The organism is Ectothiorhodospira marina (assembly GCF_900109495.1).
Taxonomy (GTDB): domain Bacteria; phylum Pseudomonadota; class Gammaproteobacteria; order Ectothiorhodospirales; family Ectothiorhodospiraceae; genus Ectothiorhodospira; species Ectothiorhodospira marina.
Map to the genome: position 1 here is coordinate 1 of NZ_FOAA01000011.1, position 17,196 is coordinate 17,196.

Annotated in this window: 13 protein-coding genes and 1 pseudogene; 10 read left to right on the forward strand and 4 right to left on the reverse strand. The window is 61.7% G+C overall.

All coding sequences use genetic code 11. The features are described 5' to 3' along the window. The 5 genes and pseudogenes from BMY52_RS09935 to BMY52_RS09955 all read left to right on the forward strand — a co-directional run. Positions 1-810, forward strand: a pseudogene (locus BMY52_RS09935) (VWA domain-containing protein); the annotation flags it as partial. Positions 811-844: 34 nt separating this feature from the next. Further along, positions 845-4,999, forward strand: coding sequence for a tetratricopeptide repeat protein (locus tag BMY52_RS09940; protein WP_090253976.1), 4,155 nt, complete (start codon positions 845-847; stop codon positions 4,997-4,999). Positions 5,000-5,116: 117 nt separating this feature from the next. After that, positions 5,117-5,386 carry an Lrp/AsnC family transcriptional regulator gene (locus BMY52_RS09945; protein WP_090253978.1) on the forward strand — a complete coding sequence of 90 codons (270 nt, stop codon included), beginning with the start codon at positions 5,117-5,119 and terminating at the stop codon, positions 5,384-5,386. Between the two features lie 95 nt (positions 5,387-5,481). Next, the gene (locus BMY52_RS09950) at positions 5,482-6,060 is read left to right on the forward strand and encodes a hypothetical protein (RefSeq protein WP_090253980.1); all 579 of its coding nucleotides are present in this window, start codon (positions 5,482-5,484) and stop codon (positions 6,058-6,060) included. Positions 6,061-6,154: 94 nt separating this feature from the next. Then, on the forward strand, positions 6,155-7,198 hold the full coding sequence (locus tag BMY52_RS09955) for a nuclease-related domain-containing protein (protein ID WP_090253982.1): 1,044 nt from the start codon (positions 6,155-6,157) through the stop codon (positions 7,196-7,198). Between the two features lie 58 nt (positions 7,199-7,256). Here the strand turns inward: BMY52_RS09955 and BMY52_RS09960 are convergent, their stop codons facing one another. The 4 genes from BMY52_RS09960 to BMY52_RS09975 all read right to left on the reverse strand — a co-directional run bounded on the left by BMY52_RS09960 (position 7,257) and on the right by BMY52_RS09975 (position 11,432). Next, positions 7,257-8,732: a RimK family protein gene (locus BMY52_RS09960; protein WP_090253984.1), complete on the reverse strand. Its 1,476-nt coding sequence runs from the start codon at positions 8,730-8,732 to the stop codon at positions 7,257-7,259. A gap of 56 nt (positions 8,733-8,788) precedes the next feature. Then, positions 8,789-9,961, reverse strand: coding sequence for a GNAT family N-acetyltransferase/peptidase C39 family protein (locus BMY52_RS09965; RefSeq protein WP_177169930.1), 1,173 nt, complete (start codon positions 9,959-9,961; stop codon positions 8,789-8,791). Positions 9,962-10,064: 103 nt separating this feature from the next. Further along, positions 10,065-10,967 carry a DMT family transporter gene (locus BMY52_RS09970; protein ID WP_090253986.1) on the reverse strand — a complete coding sequence of 301 codons (903 nt, stop codon included), beginning with the start codon at positions 10,965-10,967 and terminating at the stop codon, positions 10,065-10,067. A 132-nt stretch (positions 10,968-11,099) separates the two neighbouring features. Further along, positions 11,100-11,432 carry a DUF3634 family protein gene (locus BMY52_RS09975; RefSeq protein WP_090253988.1) on the reverse strand — a complete coding sequence of 111 codons (333 nt, stop codon included), beginning with the start codon at positions 11,430-11,432 and terminating at the stop codon, positions 11,100-11,102. A 152-nt stretch (positions 11,433-11,584) separates the two neighbouring features. Here BMY52_RS09975 and BMY52_RS09980 point away from each other — a divergent pair, with 152 nt between their 5' ends. From BMY52_RS09980 to BMY52_RS10000, 5 genes are all read left to right on the forward strand, one after another. Beyond that, entirely contained in the window at positions 11,585-12,073 is a 489-nt protein-coding gene (locus tag BMY52_RS09980; RefSeq protein ID WP_090253990.1) for an LEA/WHy family protein, read from the forward strand. Between the two features lie 3 nt (positions 12,074-12,076). Further along, entirely contained in the window at positions 12,077-12,496 is a 420-nt protein-coding gene (arfB, locus tag BMY52_RS09985; RefSeq protein WP_090253992.1) for an alternative ribosome rescue aminoacyl-tRNA hydrolase ArfB, read from the forward strand. 176 nt (positions 12,497-12,672) lie between these two features. Next, the gene (locus BMY52_RS09990; protein WP_090253994.1) at positions 12,673-13,869 is read left to right on the forward strand and encodes a BaiN/RdsA family NAD(P)/FAD-dependent oxidoreductase; all 1,197 of its coding nucleotides are present in this window, start codon (positions 12,673-12,675) and stop codon (positions 13,867-13,869) included. Then, positions 13,869-14,951 (forward strand): lysylphosphatidylglycerol synthase transmembrane domain-containing protein, encoded by a 1,083-nt coding sequence (locus BMY52_RS09995; protein WP_218140420.1) that lies wholly within the window; start codon positions 13,869-13,871, stop codon positions 14,949-14,951. Before BMY52_RS09990 ends, BMY52_RS09995 begins: the two co-directional genes overlap by 1 nt. Continuing rightward, complete coding sequence (locus BMY52_RS10000; protein ID WP_090253996.1) at positions 14,944-17,175, forward strand: glycosyltransferase; 2,232 nt, start codon at positions 14,944-14,946, stop codon at positions 17,173-17,175. The genes BMY52_RS09995 and BMY52_RS10000 overlap by 8 nt, the downstream gene beginning before the upstream one ends. Positions 17,176-17,196 lie beyond the last annotated feature (21 nt).

Below are 17,196 nucleotides of genomic sequence, written 5' to 3' on the forward strand. Positions count from 1 at the left end.
CTGCAAGACCCCCGTGCCGAGGCGGACCATCCCGTTGCCGATGCCCAGTTCAGACACCTGTCCCGGGTGCGGGGCGATGCCGGGCGTTCCGCCATCGAGGCGGTGGATGCCTTCGAGCAGGCGCAGTACCTGGCCCTGGTGGAGCAGGTGACCGACGATATCAATGGGTTGCTGCGCCAGGCCATGGCGGGCCAGGCGAGCCCGAACCCTGGGGCAGGGCAGGCTGCCGCGCCTGCGGTATCCGAGGGGGGAGCGGAGCTGGATTCGGTATCGGCCCTGTGGCAGGCGGCGTTGGTGGAATACATCGGCCGTGAGGCCACCCCGCCCAAGGACATCGTTGCCTGGTCACTGGACCGGGACCTGGTGAACCCGGCGGACCGGGCCCTGGATGTGCGTGTCCTGGTGACCCGTGAGCAGTTGAGCAGCCTGTCCCAGTCCCTGGATCGGGTGGTGCAGGCGCTGATGCGGGCGGAGGTCACCCAGGCGCAGTTCTTCGAGGCGCTGCAGGGGGTGGCGGGGCAGACCATGAAGCAGCCTGAGGAGATCGGACAGGGGGCACAACTGGCGGACACGGGCCTGTTGCCGGCGTTCATCCAGAGCCTGCCCTATCGCAGCGATATCCTGTCACTGACCGATGAGATGTTTGCCAGCATGACCACGCAGCAGCGTGCGGAGCTGGAGTGGAGCCTGCTGGCCAAGCTGGAGCAGTACCGGGCGATCAACGAGCAGGTGGATGTGTGGTTCCAGCTCAACGACACGGATGACGATCGGGACCGGGTCTACCCATTGCACCTGGATTATCTGCCCTGAGGCGGTCCGGTCCATCCGTTGGAGTGATGTCATCATGCGCAGGTTTGTCAGTTGTAGTGTTCTTGCCCTTGTCCTGATCACCCTGGCTGGCGCGGTGCAGGCCTGGACGCCCGGGTTGAACAGTGCGGCGCAGAGGGTGGCCCAGGGCGTGGCGACGCCACACCAGGAGATGCTGGTGTTTTTTGCCAACCGGGAGGTGAACCTGGCCGCCGTGCGGGGCGAGTTGTCCATCGACCAGTACAACGCGGTTCAGAAGCGTTTCCATGCCCTGAATCGGCAGTTTTCCCGTCAGGCGGTGGAGAATGCCGGGTTCCGGCCCGACTTCGGGGCCCGGAGTTTCAATCCAGGGACGGATACCGATGTGAATGTGCTGGCCACGGGCAATCGACGTATTCAGGTGGATGACATCCGGCAGATCGAGGCCAATTATCAGCGCATTGCACGCGATCATTTCAGCAGCCAGGGCGTGCAGACACCCGTGGACCGGTTTGATACCGACACGGATTTCATGCCTCATCCCGATCATACGGATCAGTTCGATCAGATCGTTCAGCACATCAACCAGCGTGGCGGTACTGCCTACGCCACCCCGGGCTCGGTGCGCGCCCAGATCGCCCTCGGCCAGGATGGGCCGGCTCGCCTCAACCCGATCAATATCGATGATGCCATGGATTATTCCGCCGAGATGCGTCGGCTGAGCCAGGCCAAGAAGCGCAGCGCGGATGCGTGGCTCCGGGAGGCGCAGGCGGTGCAGCACATCAACCCTGACCGTGCATCACTGTTCCGGGCCCGGGCGCAACTGGCTGAATCGCAGTCAGCCAAGTACATCTCCCGTCAGTTCAGTCTGAACAACCACGTGCGTCTTCAGCACGAACTGCCCTCGGTGGGCCTTGGAGATTCCGGGCTGGACAAGGCCCTGTCCCGGCTCGGAAGCCTGGATCGAGGCATGGCAACGGCTCTGGATGCGGCTGCGGTGCGCGCCATGAATCAGCACGGCCTGCAGCGGGCCTCGGATCAACTGGTGGACACCTTCGGCACCCTGGCTCGCCTCAATCCCGGTCAGGGTGAGCAATTCACCCGGGCCATCGCCCAGGAGATCAGCCGCATGAGCCCCTCCAAGGCAGGGGAGGCCATCAGTCGGCTGGAGCGCAGTGTGGGAGGCCGTTTTGCCCAGGGCGTGGCTCAGGAGACCCGCACCCTCCGATCGGCCTCCCGTGCCGACCCGGCACCCGAGCCCTCCAGCGGGTGGGGCGGCAAGGCAGTCAGGATCATGGCGATTGGTACCACGGGCTATTTCATGGGCAAGGAGGGGGTGTATCACGCCCTGGATCAGACAGAGGCAGACGACACCACGTTCGACTTCTTCATGCGTGTGTACCAGAACGCCGCCTGGTATGGCACGGGTGTCGGGTATGCCTACGAAGAGGCGGAAAAGGCCGAGATTGCCCGGTTCATGCGGGAGGTGGAGCGAGGTAATGATCCCAGCCTCACCCGCCATGTGACCGTGACCCTGCTCAAGGTCCCCTATCTCATGGCCAGGGATGCCGTCACAGGAATCTTGTATCTACCGGACGCCGTCGTCGAGGCCATCACCGGGGCCAAGGAGGCAGAGGCGCGCGAACAGGCATCCAAGGCCTTCCTTGCCGAGGTGCAGCGGCTGGTGCGTCATCGTGAGCAGATCGATGAGGCCTTTGCCCACGCCGAGGAGATGGGCGTAAGGCCGGAGGACGCGGAGGGTTTCCTTAACTGTCTGTGCCGGGGTTGTGGCGGTAGCCTGGGCGGTTTTTTCTGTGTGGGGGAAGGCTGCAATCATTCCATTGGCACGGGCCCCTGCGTGTGCAAGGGCCCCCTCAGTACCTGGAACACGCCGATCCCGAGGGGCATGGAGGAAAGCCTTCACTGTTTCAATGCCGTCACCCGGAAGCATCATTACGAGGCTCAGGCCATCTTCAATCGTTGGCGGGAGCGGATTGCCAGCGAGAACTATCAAAGTGCCGAGGCGCAGGTGAAGGAGGTCATTGGTCTCATTGAGGCGGGTGATTTTGAAGAGGCTGCCTGGCGCTACCAGTCCATTGCACCCCTGGTGGAGGGGTACGTGGGCTCCTTTGCCATTGATGGCGGCGCGATGTACACACAGTTGGATCGGCACCTGGAGGGACGCATCTCGGTGGGCCTGGCCATGCAGGCCCGGGCGCTCATGGCGGACGTCAGTCAACGCAATCCCACGGGCCAGGCCGTGGAAAAGATTCATCGCGCCAGGGAGATCAACGCCCATTACCCACAGGATGTGATTGACCGACTCGAACGCTGGCATGAAGGCTGGCAAACCTTCCTGGATGACACGCTGCCGAGAGTGGATGAACTCATCGAGGCAGGCCGGTTCGACGAGGCCCAGCAGCATCTGGTCGGGGTGCGGGAGAGCATGAACCGTGATCTGCCACCGCGGGCCAATGATCCCTCGCTCAAGGAAGCCTTTGAGCGTCTTTACGCCCGTCAGGCGGAGCGAAACGAGGCCGAAAAGCACTGGGAGCGGGCCCGTGCCCACCAGGCACGGCAGGCCTATCAAGAGGCGCTGGAGGCCTACAAGGCCGGGTTGTCCATCTGGCCGGACGATGCAGTGCAGGCTCGGGTGGCACGTCTGGAGAGCTACCTGGCGCTTCAGGATGTTGAGGAAGCCCTTGGCCGGTCGGAGCGCCCCAATGCCGAGGGGGGGCAGCAGTCACCCGAGCAACCCAGGGTCACGACCGTGAACATCGGGAGCGATCCCACGGTAGCGACGCTGACTCCGCCCCGGGAGGTGGCGCTGCCTGCCCAGCGCGGATCAATGGATGGCCAGCAACGTGAGCGGGTGCATGCACTCCAGGTGGAGCGGCATGGGCATCTGATCGTGGATGTGCAGGCGGATGGTGATCTTCAACTGGCAGCGCAACTGCGGGATTTTCAGGGAGGGAGTGTTCTGAACCAGGATTATACCGGGCGCAAAGCCAACCGCCGGGTGGAACAAGCCGACCTGGCCCCCGGTGTTTATGAGGTTCGGGTCTACCGCCATACAGGCGAGGGGGCGTATGAAATCAGGCCGCGTTTGCAGGTGGCCTCCACACCGAATGATCAGGAGCCGAACAATGCTGCCGAGGAAGCCAGGCTCATTCCCGTGGATGGGGTGTCCACGGGGCTGATGGGGTATCGCACCAGTGAGGGCCGGGATACGGAGGATTGGTTCCAAATCACGATGCCCGTCCACGGGCGGCTGGTGCTGGACATCCAGGCCGAGGACACGCTGCAGTTGGCGGCCCAGCTACGGGACGAGGTGGGCAGTGGCGTACTCCATCAGGACTACACCGGGCGATCTTCCCACCGTACCGTGGAGCGGGCGGACCTGGCTCCGGGAACCTATTATCTGCGCCTCTACCGCCATACGGGTCAGGGGGGGTATCGGGTCTTGCCACGGGTGGAGGCGGTGACGTTCGCCGCGGATTCGGCGCCCAATGAACGTGCTGAACAGGCCCAGGCGATCCCCCTCGGTGAGGTTTCCACTGGTTTGCTTGGCTATCGCGATGCCGATGGCCGGGATACCGAGGACTGGTATCAGGTGACGCTGAGGGAGCATGGACGATTGGTGGTGAATATTGAAGCCGAGGAAAGCCTGCGGCTGGCGGCCCAGCTAAGGGACGAGGCGGGCAGTGGTGTCCTGCATCAGGACTATACGGGTCGTGCCGCGCTCAGACAGTTGGAGCGTGCCGACCTCGCGCCCGGGACGTATTACCTGCGTATCTATCGCCACGAGGGTCAGGGTGGCTATACAGTCACCCCTCGGCTGGAATCCGTGGTCGCCGCCGGTGAGCCGGCTCGTAACAACAGTGCCGAGCAGGCCCGGGTGATCGAACCCGGCAGCGAGGTCACCAGCCTGCTGGGCTACCGGGATGCCTCGGGACACGACACGGAGGACTGGTTCCGTTTCACCACCCGGACCCCCGGACGGCTGGTGGTGAACATCCACGCCGACGCAGGTCTGCGCCTGGCGGCGCAACTGCGGGACGCCAGCGCATCCCGCACCCTGGTCCAGGACTACACGGGGCGGGCATCCAGCCGCCGTCTGGAGCGGGAGGATCTGGAGCCGGCGACCTATTATGTGCGGATTTACCGCCATGAGGGGCAGGGCAGTTATCGCCTTTCCACGCGAATCCACTGAGTGCGGCTGAATGCCTCGGACGGCTCCCATGTCGGGGCCGCTCGGTGGATTGGCGTTGTGCCTGCCTGTTCAGGTATTTTGCTGTCCATCCCGACCGTTTCCCAAGCGAGGAGCCCCATGGTCACTGCCATCATCCTGATCAATGTCCAGCGTCAGAAGGTCAACCAGATCGCCGAGCAACTGGCGGACATGGAACAGATCACCGAGGTCTTTTCCGTGAGTGGCCAGTATGATCTGATCGCCATCGCGCGCGTACCCAGGAACGACGACCTGGCCGAGGTGGTCACCCGTCACCTGCTGACCATTGATGGGCTGGAGAAGACCAACACCCTGCTGGCCTTCAAGGCCTACTCCCGGCACGATCTTGAGGCCATGTTCTCCGTGTGATCGTTTGGCCGTTTGGTGTGGTGTCGCCTCACCCGGGGCCGCGGCGAAGCGCGCGACGTTGGGCGTAGGCATTCAGTCATTTGCAAGGAAACCCCATGACCCAGATTCAGCATCGCGAGGCCTGGTTGCTGGCTTCGCGCGAGTTTGACGAGAACCGAAGTGAAAGCCTTTGGCAACGCTGCCTGGAGCAGTGCCATCAGGACCCTAACGAAGCCAAGGCCCAGTACTTGAACGAGGCGGCAGTGCTCTATGATCAGCACCTGGCTCAGGGCCGCGGCGAGGGGACACCGCATCCCGACGGCTCTGGGGGTGTGCACCGGGGCAGACCACCCAAGCGCGCCCGGATCGGCCTTTGGGCACGATTGAAGGAGCCCTCGCTCCTCAACCCCGTGATCGCCGCCATCCCGCTGGGCCTGTTGGCCCTCTGGATCATCCTGGGCTACATCTTTGCCCAGACCCGCCCACCCTTCGTGGCCTGGGGCGTGTTGCTGGCGCTCATCTATGTGCCGGCGGCAGCCATCATCGGCTATACCGCCCTGTTCACCCTGCGGTATCGCCTCAGTGAGAGCTTTCGACGTCAGCGGGCAGGCGAGGTGGAAGGCCTGAGCCTGTGGGCCATTGTCTCGGTCCTGCTGTTTGGTGCCATCAGTATGTATCTGGTCTGGGCCTTGTAGCTTCAGGGCCTTGGGGCAGGGTAGATATGACCTATTTTTCGTGGGATATTGGCCTTCCACGCACGTGTTCCGGAAAACCACAGGTAAGTGCTCCATGCTGATCAAGCCTGTTGACGATCTCGCCCCCCATATTGAGGTACTGCAGCATCTGCTTGAGCGGGCCAACGATGAACAGGCCCGTCAGATTCGCGCCAGAATCCTGGCCCTGGAAGGCCGGCTGGCCGCGGCTGCCGAACTGGACAGGCAACTGGCCGATTCCGATCAGGCCGTGGTGATTCATGACCTGCGGCTGGAGATGCAGGGTACGTCAACTCACTTTGATCATGTGGTGATCAACCGACGCATGGAGGCGTTCGTGCTGGACTCTCGCTTCTTCAATACCGGCGTCCGGGTGGAGGCCGAGGAGCGCTTTTTCCATGTGGACGAGGTAGTGGGTGGCGCCCCGCTGGAGATCATCGACCCGCTGAACGACCTGGCCGAGCGTGTACATGCCCTGGCAAACGCGGTGCTGTACCTGTCCTGGCCCCATCGACTGGGGGTGAGGCTGATTCCACAGGTCCATGGCCGGATCGTGGTGGGGCCCGATGCCCATGTGCACCTGGCAGGTGAGCATAACCCGGGCGGCCAGGTTACCTGGCTGGAGGATGTGCTGGAACACGGCCTGCGGGGCAAGCCGGGGCAGGGTGGCGGCCGCCTGGCCATGTTGCGGGCCATGGCCTCCACGGTGACCCTGGGGACCCTGCAGGGCTGTGCCGAGGCACTGGCAGGCCGGCACGTGGCGCGTGCGCCGGATGATCAGGCCGAGTTCGACATCAGCGATCAGCCTCCCTCCCCGGGGGATGCACCGGAGCAGACAGCACAGGACGAGGACACGGATACACCCCCCCCGGATGAAAGCCAAGCGTCCGAGAAGAAACTGCCTTCCTCCCGTATCGCCTCCGCCCTGGGCATGAAGACGGGGCCCCTGCTGGATCTCCTGGCCGAACAGGGCCTGCTGGAGCAGCAGGACGGCGCCTGGCAACTCACGGAAAAAGGAATCGAGCGCGGCGGCGAGCAGCGCGGCAGCGGCAAGCGCATCTCCTTCGCCTGGCCGGCGTCGGTAAAGGAAGAGGCCAGGGCCGCCAGGGATCGGTCCTGATTCAAGGTCTCCCGCGTTGTGCATAAAAATTCCGAAATGCATCCATCAGATACGATTGCTAGCGCTTGCGCGTCAAATCCAGCCGGCGCACGAAATCCTCCAGAATGCGGCGGTACAGGTCATCCTTGAGCATGGCATCCTCCACGCCTGCCTCCAGGCTCGGGTTGTCGTTCACTTCGATCACCATCATGCCGCGGTCCGTCTGCTTCAGATCCACACCATAAAGCCCGTCGCCGATCAGGTTGGCGGCCTTGACGGCGGTCTTGATGACTGCCGGGGGCACATCGGCCACCGCCATGGTTCTTGAGCCCCCTTGTCTCAGACTTCCCTTGGCCTGGTGATTGACGATCTGCCAGTGCTTTCGAGACATCAGGTACTGGCAGGCATAGAGCGGGCGCTTGTTGAGGATGCCGATGCGCCAGTCGAACTCCGTGTAGACGAATTCCTGGGCCAGGATCAGATCCGATTCCTTGAACAGCCGTCGGCCGATGTCTTCCAGCTCGCTGCGGTTCTCCGCCTTGAACACCCCACGGGAGAACGACCCGTCGGGGATCTTCAGCACCACGGGATACCCAATGTCTTCTTCGGCGGTCAGCAGGTTCTCCCTGCGCAGCACCCGCGTGCGTGGCGTGGGCACCTTGTTGGCCGAGAGCCGTTCCGCCAGGTAGACCTTGTTGGTGCACTTGAGGATCGAGTCGGGGTCGTCGATCACCACCATGCCCTCGCTGTCCGCCTTGCGGGCAAAACGATAGGTGTGGTGGTCGATGCGGGTGGTCTCGCGGATGAACAGGGCGTCGTATTCCGCCAGGCGACCAAAATCCCGCCGGTCGATCAGGTCCACCTCCAGCCCCGCCGCTCGACCCAGGCGCACAAAGTGGTTGAGCGCTGCCCGATTGGAGGGGGGCAGGTCCTCGTCCGGGTTTTGCAGGATGGCCAGGTCATACTTGTAGGCGCGGGCCCCGCGCGGCCTGCGCCAAGGGCGTTTCAGGTAGGCATCCAGGGCGATGAAGAAGGCCTCCTCCTGTTCTGTATCCAGGCTGTTCAGGGCCAGGGGCTTGATGGCCTCGATGCGCCACTGACCCACCAGGCGGAACTCCACCTTGAACAACGGAGTGGGGAAGATCGAGAACAACTGCTGGGCGATCTCCTGCATCTCCTTGGGCGCGCACTGACCAAAGAACACGGTCATCTCGAAGGCCGTGGGTTCCAGTCCCGAACGCTTGCGGCCCAGCACCCGGGCCACCTTGCGATCGATGTTCTCCGTATCCAGGCTGTAGATGGACTTTCGCGACAGGTCCTGCAGGGTGCGCACCGAAGGCACCACCTTGTGCTGACGGGCCTCGGCCAGCAGCGAGCAGTAGTAGCCCACGCTCAGATACCGATGCCCGCGGCACAGGTTGATCACCCGCAGCCGACTGTTGCCGGCAGAGTAGTCCGGGTGGGTGAGATAGTCCGCAGCCAGGACTACCGGGTAGTCCGGGAAATGGGGTTTCCAGTCTCCGTGTTGCTCAATAAGAAGAATGTGATCCGACATCGGTATTTCCTTGTCTTGTCCTTGGCTATTGTGGCGCAGTCTTGTGGTGCAGGGGCTCAGGCCCGTGCGGTGGCAGACCGGTTCGGGGGGCCGATCACCAGGACCGCCTTGAGTCCCGCCTTCCCATACCGGGCCATGCGCTCAAAGTCCCTTTGCAGGATGGGCATGTTCAACGAATCCAGCCAGGTTTCACCGTTTTCGTAGTCCACGAAGGGGTCGTGCACGTAGATGAAGTGCTCATCAAAGCCGGTCACCACCACCCAATGGGGAAACTTCTCGCCGTAGATCTGGTAGGAACTGATGAGCACCACGGGAATGCCCCCGGCATCGAAACGCGCCCGCAGATCCGTCGGGGTCAGGTGCCCGTAGTGCATCGGGATGCCCAGGCGCTGGATCTCATCCAGCATGTCTTCCTGGACCAGGCGCATGACCTCCTTCTTGTCCTGGCTGCGCACCGAATCCAGTAGCGGTATCTGTTCATCACCCAGGGTGAGTTCCACGGAGAAGCCCCGATGTGCCGCCGCCAGGGCCAGCCCGAAGGGCCCGCAGCCACCATGGCCTGAGGTCATGAAGATGGTGGTGGCCTCCCGCCACAGGCGCAGTTCCAGCTTGCGGTCCAGGTTCAGAGCCGGGTCCTGGGCCTTCATGGCCATCATCAGGCAGGACGGGCCGCAGGTGAAGTCCAGGGTCTGCTCGTAAAACGGCACACGCACCATCTCCGGCTGCAGATCGGCTGCCAGGGATTTCTCGTAACGCCAGGCGTCCATGTGATCTTCGTAGTAGTCGCCGTACTCACCGAAACGTCGATACCCCAGTGACTCGAACAACCGCTGCGAGGCCATATTGTCCTTGCGGATCTCCAGGCGCAGGTAGGCGCAATCCCGTGCCCGGGCATCGGCCTCGGCGGCTTGGATCAGTTCCCTACCCACACCCTGTCTCCGGCTGGCGGTATCCAGGGCGATGGAATACAGCCGCGCGCTGGAGGTGCCGCGGCTGAATAGCACGAGCACATAACCCTGAGGCCCCTGGCCGGCGTCGTGTACCAGGGTGTGGGCATTGGCCTTGGTCAGCATGTAGCGGAATTGGCGTCGGGAGAGGCGGTCGGTGGGGAAACAGCGCTGCTCCAGGGCCACGAGGGCGGGAATATCCGCCATGCGGGCAGGCCGGATCAGGCCCCCAGGAAGCGGGGGGGCGTCGGCGCAAGGCAGGGGGGCAGCAGCAGGTTCCATGGCATCATCAAGTGGCCGTTAGGCCTGCAGAATTGAGCATTACCAGGGTTTCGTCAATTGCCTTGCGGGGCCGCCGGTCGGCTGGACCGACCCATGATCCGGTCTAGCGGGAACGTTGCCACCCGGTGACCAGTCCGCCCAGCACGATGAGCACGCCACCGATCCATTCCCTTGTCGCCAGCATCTCCCCCGCCAGCCAGGCGGCGGAGAGGGCACCGGCAATCAACTCAAATATCAGGAAGACCGATGACTGCCGAACCGGGAGCCAGGTCACGCCCACCTGCACCGTCAGGGTCATGGTGGTCATGATGGTCATGCCTACCAACAGGGCCACGGCGAGGGTCCATGGGTCTGGCGCCAGTCCGATCCCGAGGGTGCCTGCGGTGCCTGCCGCCAGCAGCGGGGCACCAGACCAGGCCGCCAGGGTCTTGATCCGGAGCGGCATCCAGTAGGCATAGCGCACCTGGATGTTGGTGGCCGCGAAGGCCATGCCCGCCAGCAGGCCCAGGACGTCTGCCCGGCTCATGGCCAGGCTGGTGTGGGTGGGCCAGAGCATGACCAGGGCGCCGGCCATGGCCAGGGTCAGGGCGATCATGGCCTGCTGGGTGAGGGGTTCGCGCAGCAGCAGTCGCGCCAGGACGACGGCCCAAAGCGGCGAGAGGTAGAAGAACAACAGCACCCTGGCCACTTCACCCTCGATCACGCCCAGGGAGAAGGCAGTACCCGACAGCGCCGAAGTGAGCGCAATGCCGGCAAATCGCCCTGGGTGGCGACGCACCCAGCCAAGATGGCGCCTTGCCACCACCAGCCCCAGCAGGCTCGCACCCAGATAGATGAAGGCCACCGACCACAAGCCATGCAGGCCGGCCTGTTCCAGCCACCGCAGGGGGATCCAGAAACATCCCCAAAGCCCGGCACCGATGAGCAGGGCGCCCACGGCCACGCCATGGCCGGGGCCTTGCTGACCAAGGAGGGAGGTGTGTTGCATGGGATTGTGGGTGGACATCAAAAGCTGACCTTGTGATTCAGGCGGGGGAAGGGGGCCAAAAAAGGGGTCTGTCCCCTTTTTTTGAGTGAGGCTGGCACCGGAGGCCGGTCTACCCCCGTGGGAGCGGCCCTTGGCCGCGAATGGGTGCGGTTAACCGGCGGCTCGGCGGCCACCGCCACCGTTGCCGCCCGGGGGAGGGGTCCAGACGTTGCGAAAGGGCTGGTGGGTGTGTTCGGGGATGTCTCGGGAAAAACGCAGCTGGATTCCCTGGCCGGTGCGGATGCCGCTGATCCGGCCTTGCTTGAGGCCGTACATGCGAGCCACATCCCCGCAGCCTCGCACGAAGCCGGGCGGGGGCGTGCCGCGCTTGACCTGGGTGGCACCATTTTTTAATTGCACCACAAAGGCAGCCCGCGCATGCCATAGCAGCAGGCCCGCGCCTGCGGCGAGGATGACAAACATGAGCAGCAGCGACATCAGCATGGCGGGTTCGTCGGGTAAGTGGCCAGGAAAACCGACTACTTTCGCATGGGGCAGGCTAGCTTCGCAACCGACGGGCGCAGTGCCCGCGCCCTCAAGGGGGCAGTTGCGTTAAGCTGAGGCCATTGAGTTCAATGGCCTAGTGGAGTTCTTTCATGCCCATCACACGACGCAGCTTCCTGTTGGCCTCCGGCGCCCTGCTGCTGGGCGGGTGTGCCGCCATGCGCAGCGACTTCGAGACCCCCTCGGTGAGCCTGGAGTCGTTTCGCGCCGTGCCCAACCAGGGCATGGCACCCCGGTTTGCCCTGGGGCTGCGGGTGGTCAACCCCAACCCGGCCAGTCTGCCCCTGCGGGGCATGAGCTACGCCGTGGACTTCGAGGGGCATCAACTGATCACCGGGGTGGCCAGTGATCTTGAGACCATTCCGGCGTTTGGAGAGTCCCGCTTTGAGGTGGAGGCAGGACTGGATCTGATCAACAGCCTGCGTCTGCTCAATGACCTGATCGCCCGAACCGATCGCGACCACCTGGATTACAAGGTCCGCGCGCGTCTGGATGCGGGTGGTTTCAGCCGACTGATCACCATGGAGGAGACGGGTCAGATTCCCCTGTCAGCCCTCAGTGGTCGGCCGACAGGGCGGTGACCCATGGTGTTATCGATATCCAATAATGTAACGCTGGGCGACTGGGAGGTAGAGATCAGCCAGATCCGCGCTCAGGGGGCGGGCGGTCAGAATGTGAATAAGGTGGCCTCGGCGGTGCATCTGCGTTTTGATATCCAGCGTTCTTCACTGCCGCGCCTGTACAAGGACCGGTTGCTGCGGATGTCGGATCAGCGCATCAGCAAGGATGGCGTGATCATCATCAAGGCCCAGCGTTTCCGCACCCTGGAACAGAACCGCGAAGACGCTCTGGAGCGGTTGCGGGAGTTGATTCAGGAAGCCGGTCGACCGGTCAAGAAGCGTAAACCCACCCGGCCCACCCTGGGCTCCAAGCGGCGACGTCTGGAGAAGAAGATTCAGCGGGGACGGACGAAGGCGTTACGGGGGCCCATCAAGTCGGATTGAGCCCGATGCCCTTCTGCCATGGACGGCCCTCACCCCAACCCCTCTCCCGCAAGCGGGAGAGGGGCTATGACTCCCTTCTCCCCTCGGGGAGAAGGGTTGGGGATGAGGGGGAAGCGGCGGGCACTCAGCCGGGTTTTATCCCATCAACCCCCGCTGATTCGTTAAACTTCGCCACCATGCCGACCGCCCATCCCTACTATGACGTCCTCATCATCGGTGCCGGTGCCGCCGGCCTCATGTGCGCCGGGGTGGCCGGGCAATGGGGCCAGCGCGTGCTGGTGCTGGATCATGCCAACAAACCTGGCAAGAAGATCCTCATGTCCGGCGGCGGGCGTTGCAACTTCACCAACCTGCACTGCACGGCCGAGGATTTCATCTGCGCCAACCCCCATTTCGCCAAATCCGCCCTGAGCCGTTTCACCCCATGGGACTTCATCGCCCTGGTGGAGCGTTACGGCATTCCCTACCATGAACGGGATCATGGTCAACTGTTCTGCGATCGCTCTGCCAAGGACATCCTCAACATGCTGCTGGCGGAATGCGATATGGGCCACGTGGAGATCCGCACCCGCACCGCCATCAAGGATGTCCGCGTCGGCCCACCATATCAGGTGGATACCCCCACGGGGACCGTACAGGCCGATGCCCTGGTCATTGCCACCGGGGGCTATTCCATTCCCTCCATGGGGGCCACCGGGTTGGGTTTTGATCTGGCTCGGTCCCTGGATATCCCCGTGCGCCCCACGCGCCCGGGCCTGGTACCTCTCACGCTGGAAGGAAAGGCCCTCAAGCGCCTGGAAGACCTGAGCGGTATCGCCCTGGATGCCGAGGCGGGTTTCAACGGCGCGTGCTTTCGGGAGAACCTGCTGTTCACCCATCGTGGGCTGAGCGGTCCCGGGGTGCTGCAGGTGTCGTCCTACTGGGAGCCCGGGCAGCCGGTGGAGATCGATCTGTTCCCGGGCGTGAATCTGGGCGATCACATCCGCAGTGTGCGTCAGCAGCGCCCGAAGATGGAATTGAAGACCCTGCTGGGAGAGCGGCTCACCCGACGGGTGGCGCAACGCTGGTGCGATCTTTGGGTGGAGAGCAAACCCCTGGACCAACTCAGCGACACGGATATCGCCCAGGTGGAGCAGGCCTGCCAGTCATGGAAGATCTGGCCCTCGGGTACCGAGGGGTATCGGGTGGCCGAGGTCACGGTGGGCGGGGTGGATACCGATGCCCTGTCTTCCAAGACCCTTGAATGCCGGGCCTTTCCGGGACTGTATTTCATTGGTGAGGTAGTGGATGTGACCGGCCACCTGGGAGGTTTTAATTTTCAATGGGCCTGGGCATCCGGACATGCCGCAGGTTGCGCGATTGGACGGGGATAATGATGCCGGAAGAGAATCAAGGAGTACTGGCCTCGCAGGGGCTGGATAGACGGCGCTTGCTGATGTTTACGGCACTGTTCCTGGGCTTCACGCTCCTGGGGGTGCTGGTTGTATTTCTCCATCTTGATAATGGACCGGTGGTCTTTGACCGGCGCTTGCTTTCGCCCCAGTTGCTTGTGGCATCGTTGCTGCTGCTGGTCATCTATTTTCTGGCGGATGGCCTGCGCCTTTATTTCACGGTGAGGGCGCTGGGGTATCAAGTCCCTGCGGGCCTGATGGCACGCCTCGTTTTTGTGAACATTCTGGTTTCGAATCTGACGCCCATGGCCACCGGAGGTGGCGTGGTTCAAGTCTGGTATTTGCAAAAGGCAGGCGTACCTATCGGCACCGCCACGGCCGCCACAACAATACGCACAACCCTTGCGGTTCTGGTCATTTTCACATTGGCGCCGGTTTTTCTGCTCTTCATGGATTCGCTGACGGAGGCCATCAACTGGAACCCGCGGCTGACCATTTATTTGCTGGCCTTCGTGGTGATCTACGTGTCAGTGCTGTTGCTTGCGATCTTCCGCAACCGCTGGCTGCTGGTGCCGATCGCGTGGATACTGAATCGGCTGTGCCGTTGGCGAGTCCTCGATCAGCAACGGGTTCGGCGTCTTTATTTCCGAATACGGAGGGAGCTGGTGCTGTTGAATCGTGGATTCACTGACTTCATCTCCTCCAGGGGATTATTCAGTGTGTTGGCACTTTGTTGCACCTTTATCTTTTTGCTGAGCCTTTTTTCCTTCCCCATGCTCTTGCTGCTGGCGCTGGACTATGATCTGTCTTATCTGAAGGTGTTGGGGATCCAGGTGGTGACCACGTTTATCATGTATTTTTCGCCCACGCCGGGGGCTTCAGGTATTGCCGAGGGTGTGTTCGGGCATTTCTTTTCCGATATCGTGAGTGCAGGACATCTACTCATCCTCACCTTTGCCTGGCGATTGCTTACGATCTATACGGGCATGCTGATCGCATTGGTGCTGATCAAGGGTGATCTGATCAGTCGCCTCTCCGGTAAGGGGGAAGTCACCAATGCTTAAACGCACCGGTCTCCTGCGGGTGGCTTTTTTTCTGGTATTGTTGGTTTTTATTGCGCTGCTTGCTTACAAGATCTATCTCATTTTCTTCAATGATTCACTGGAGGCCCTGCATAGCGAACAGATAGAAAGGATTCAGTCGCATCAGATGGCGGAAGATGAGTATGGCTTCGCCGTGATCGGTAATATCAGAAATTCTATTGGGGTGTTCGAACGGCAGATCATTCCCCACCTCAACGAGTCTGATATGGAATTCATGGTCTCCGTCGGAAATGCGCTGCGTGGCGGGGGAGAGGATAACTATCAGGCGTTATATGGTTCACTTCAGAAGCTGAACATTCCTTATCTTCTGACTTTTGGTTCTAAAGAATATAGTCAATTCGGAAGCGTTCGGTTCTATGACATGTTGGGCCCTTATTTTTTCTCATTTTCGGTTCATTCGGATCGTTTCATCTTTCTGGATACCACTGGTAAGACACCCTTGAAATGGCAATTATCATGGTTGGAAGATGAGCTGGAGGCCTTTTCCCGGGAGGCACGTCATGTCTTTATTTTTATGGCGGAACCGGTGCTCTTGGAGCATCGGGATCGGTTGTCTGAAGACGGTGAGCTGGAACTGGAGCCGGTGTTTGTGAGCAAGTTGAATGACTTGCTTGATCAATATTCAGTCGAGGCCGTTTTTGCCGGGTCGCGCTCCATGTTCGACCGGCAAGCCCGTGGAGACACGCAATTTCTGATGACCGGTGGCGGGGGAGGCCTGGTCGTGGGTGATGGAGAAGACGACCACCACTACGCGCGTGTGATGGTGGGACAGGAAGGTGCAAACATCGAGCCGGTTTTTGTTGGTCAGAGACAAAGCGAGATTGTCCGTTGGCTGGAAACTTCTTGGTTCTTCATCTATTCACTTTTTTATGTGGGTTATATCAATTTCATCTTGATTGTTTGTGCTTTCCTGCTGGTGATGATTCGTCTGTACAAGGCATTATCAGCAGAGCGTCAATACTATCGCGATTACAGGATTGACGAAGAGACGGTGGTGTCGGAGCCCCTGCGCGTGATGATGTTCACCAATAACTATTTGCCGTTTATCGGTGGCGTGCCGATTTCCATTGATCGACTGGTGAGGGGGCTGCTTCGGCAGGGGTGCCAGCTCAAGGTATTGGCTCCTTCCTATGGTGCGGAGGCTCGCCCGGATGACGTGGTCATGCGCATTCCCTCCCTTTTGCACTGGGGGTCGAAAGGTGAATTTCGACTGGCTAACCCCTTCTCGCCGAGCATTGCACGGGCAGTGAGGGAATTCAGACCCCATGTCATCCATGTACACCACCCATTCTGGCTGGGCTCAATCGGTTTGTTCGTGGGACGACGCCTGGGCATTCCCGTGATCTACACCTATCACACCCGGCTGGAGCACTATGCGCATTACGTCCCCATTCCAGGACGGCTGTTTCGTAATCTGATCGCCCATTCACTGGTGAAGCGTTTTGCCAACAAGTGCGAAGGGGTGATCGTGCCCACACGCTCTGCGGAAGAGTATCTGCATGTCCTTGGGGTGACCGCCCATATTTTGGTGAAACCCACCGGCGTGGATTGTTCCGCACCCGACAGGGTGAGTGTCGAGACCGTTGAGTCCTTGCGGCGCAAACACGCGGCAGACGGTGCGACGATCTTCGTGAGCGTGTCACGGCTGAGTCAGGAGAAGAATATCGACTTCATGTTGCGGGCCATCCACCGGGCTCGGGAGACGTGTGCCCAGCCCTTCCGGCTGTTGATCGTGGGGGACGGCCCCGAGCGCGCACAGCTGGAACGACGGATTCAGGAGATGGATCTGGATGACCATGTGACGCTGGTGGGGGCTGTGGCACCGGAGGAAATGACGGCCTATTACCTGTTGGCCAGTGCCTTCCTGTTTGCCTCGAAGTCGGAAACCCAGGGTATGGTGATCCTGGAGGCCATGGCTGCCGGCCTGCCCGTAGTGGCCGTGCGCGCCAGCGGCATCGATGATGTTCTGGAGGACGGCGTCAATGGTTACAAGACACAGGAAGATATTGCCGAATGGAGCGCACGTTTGCTGGAGCTTCTGGAGGATCCGGCGCGACGCGAAGCGATGTCGCGTCGCGCCGTGGACTTTGCACGTGAATACGAGGTGGTGCGTATCAGTGAGGATGTGGCGGACTTCTATGGTCGACTGCTGGCGCTTCAGCAAAGACGCCTGCAGAACACCTGAGGCCGGGCCGCTGATGGAGTG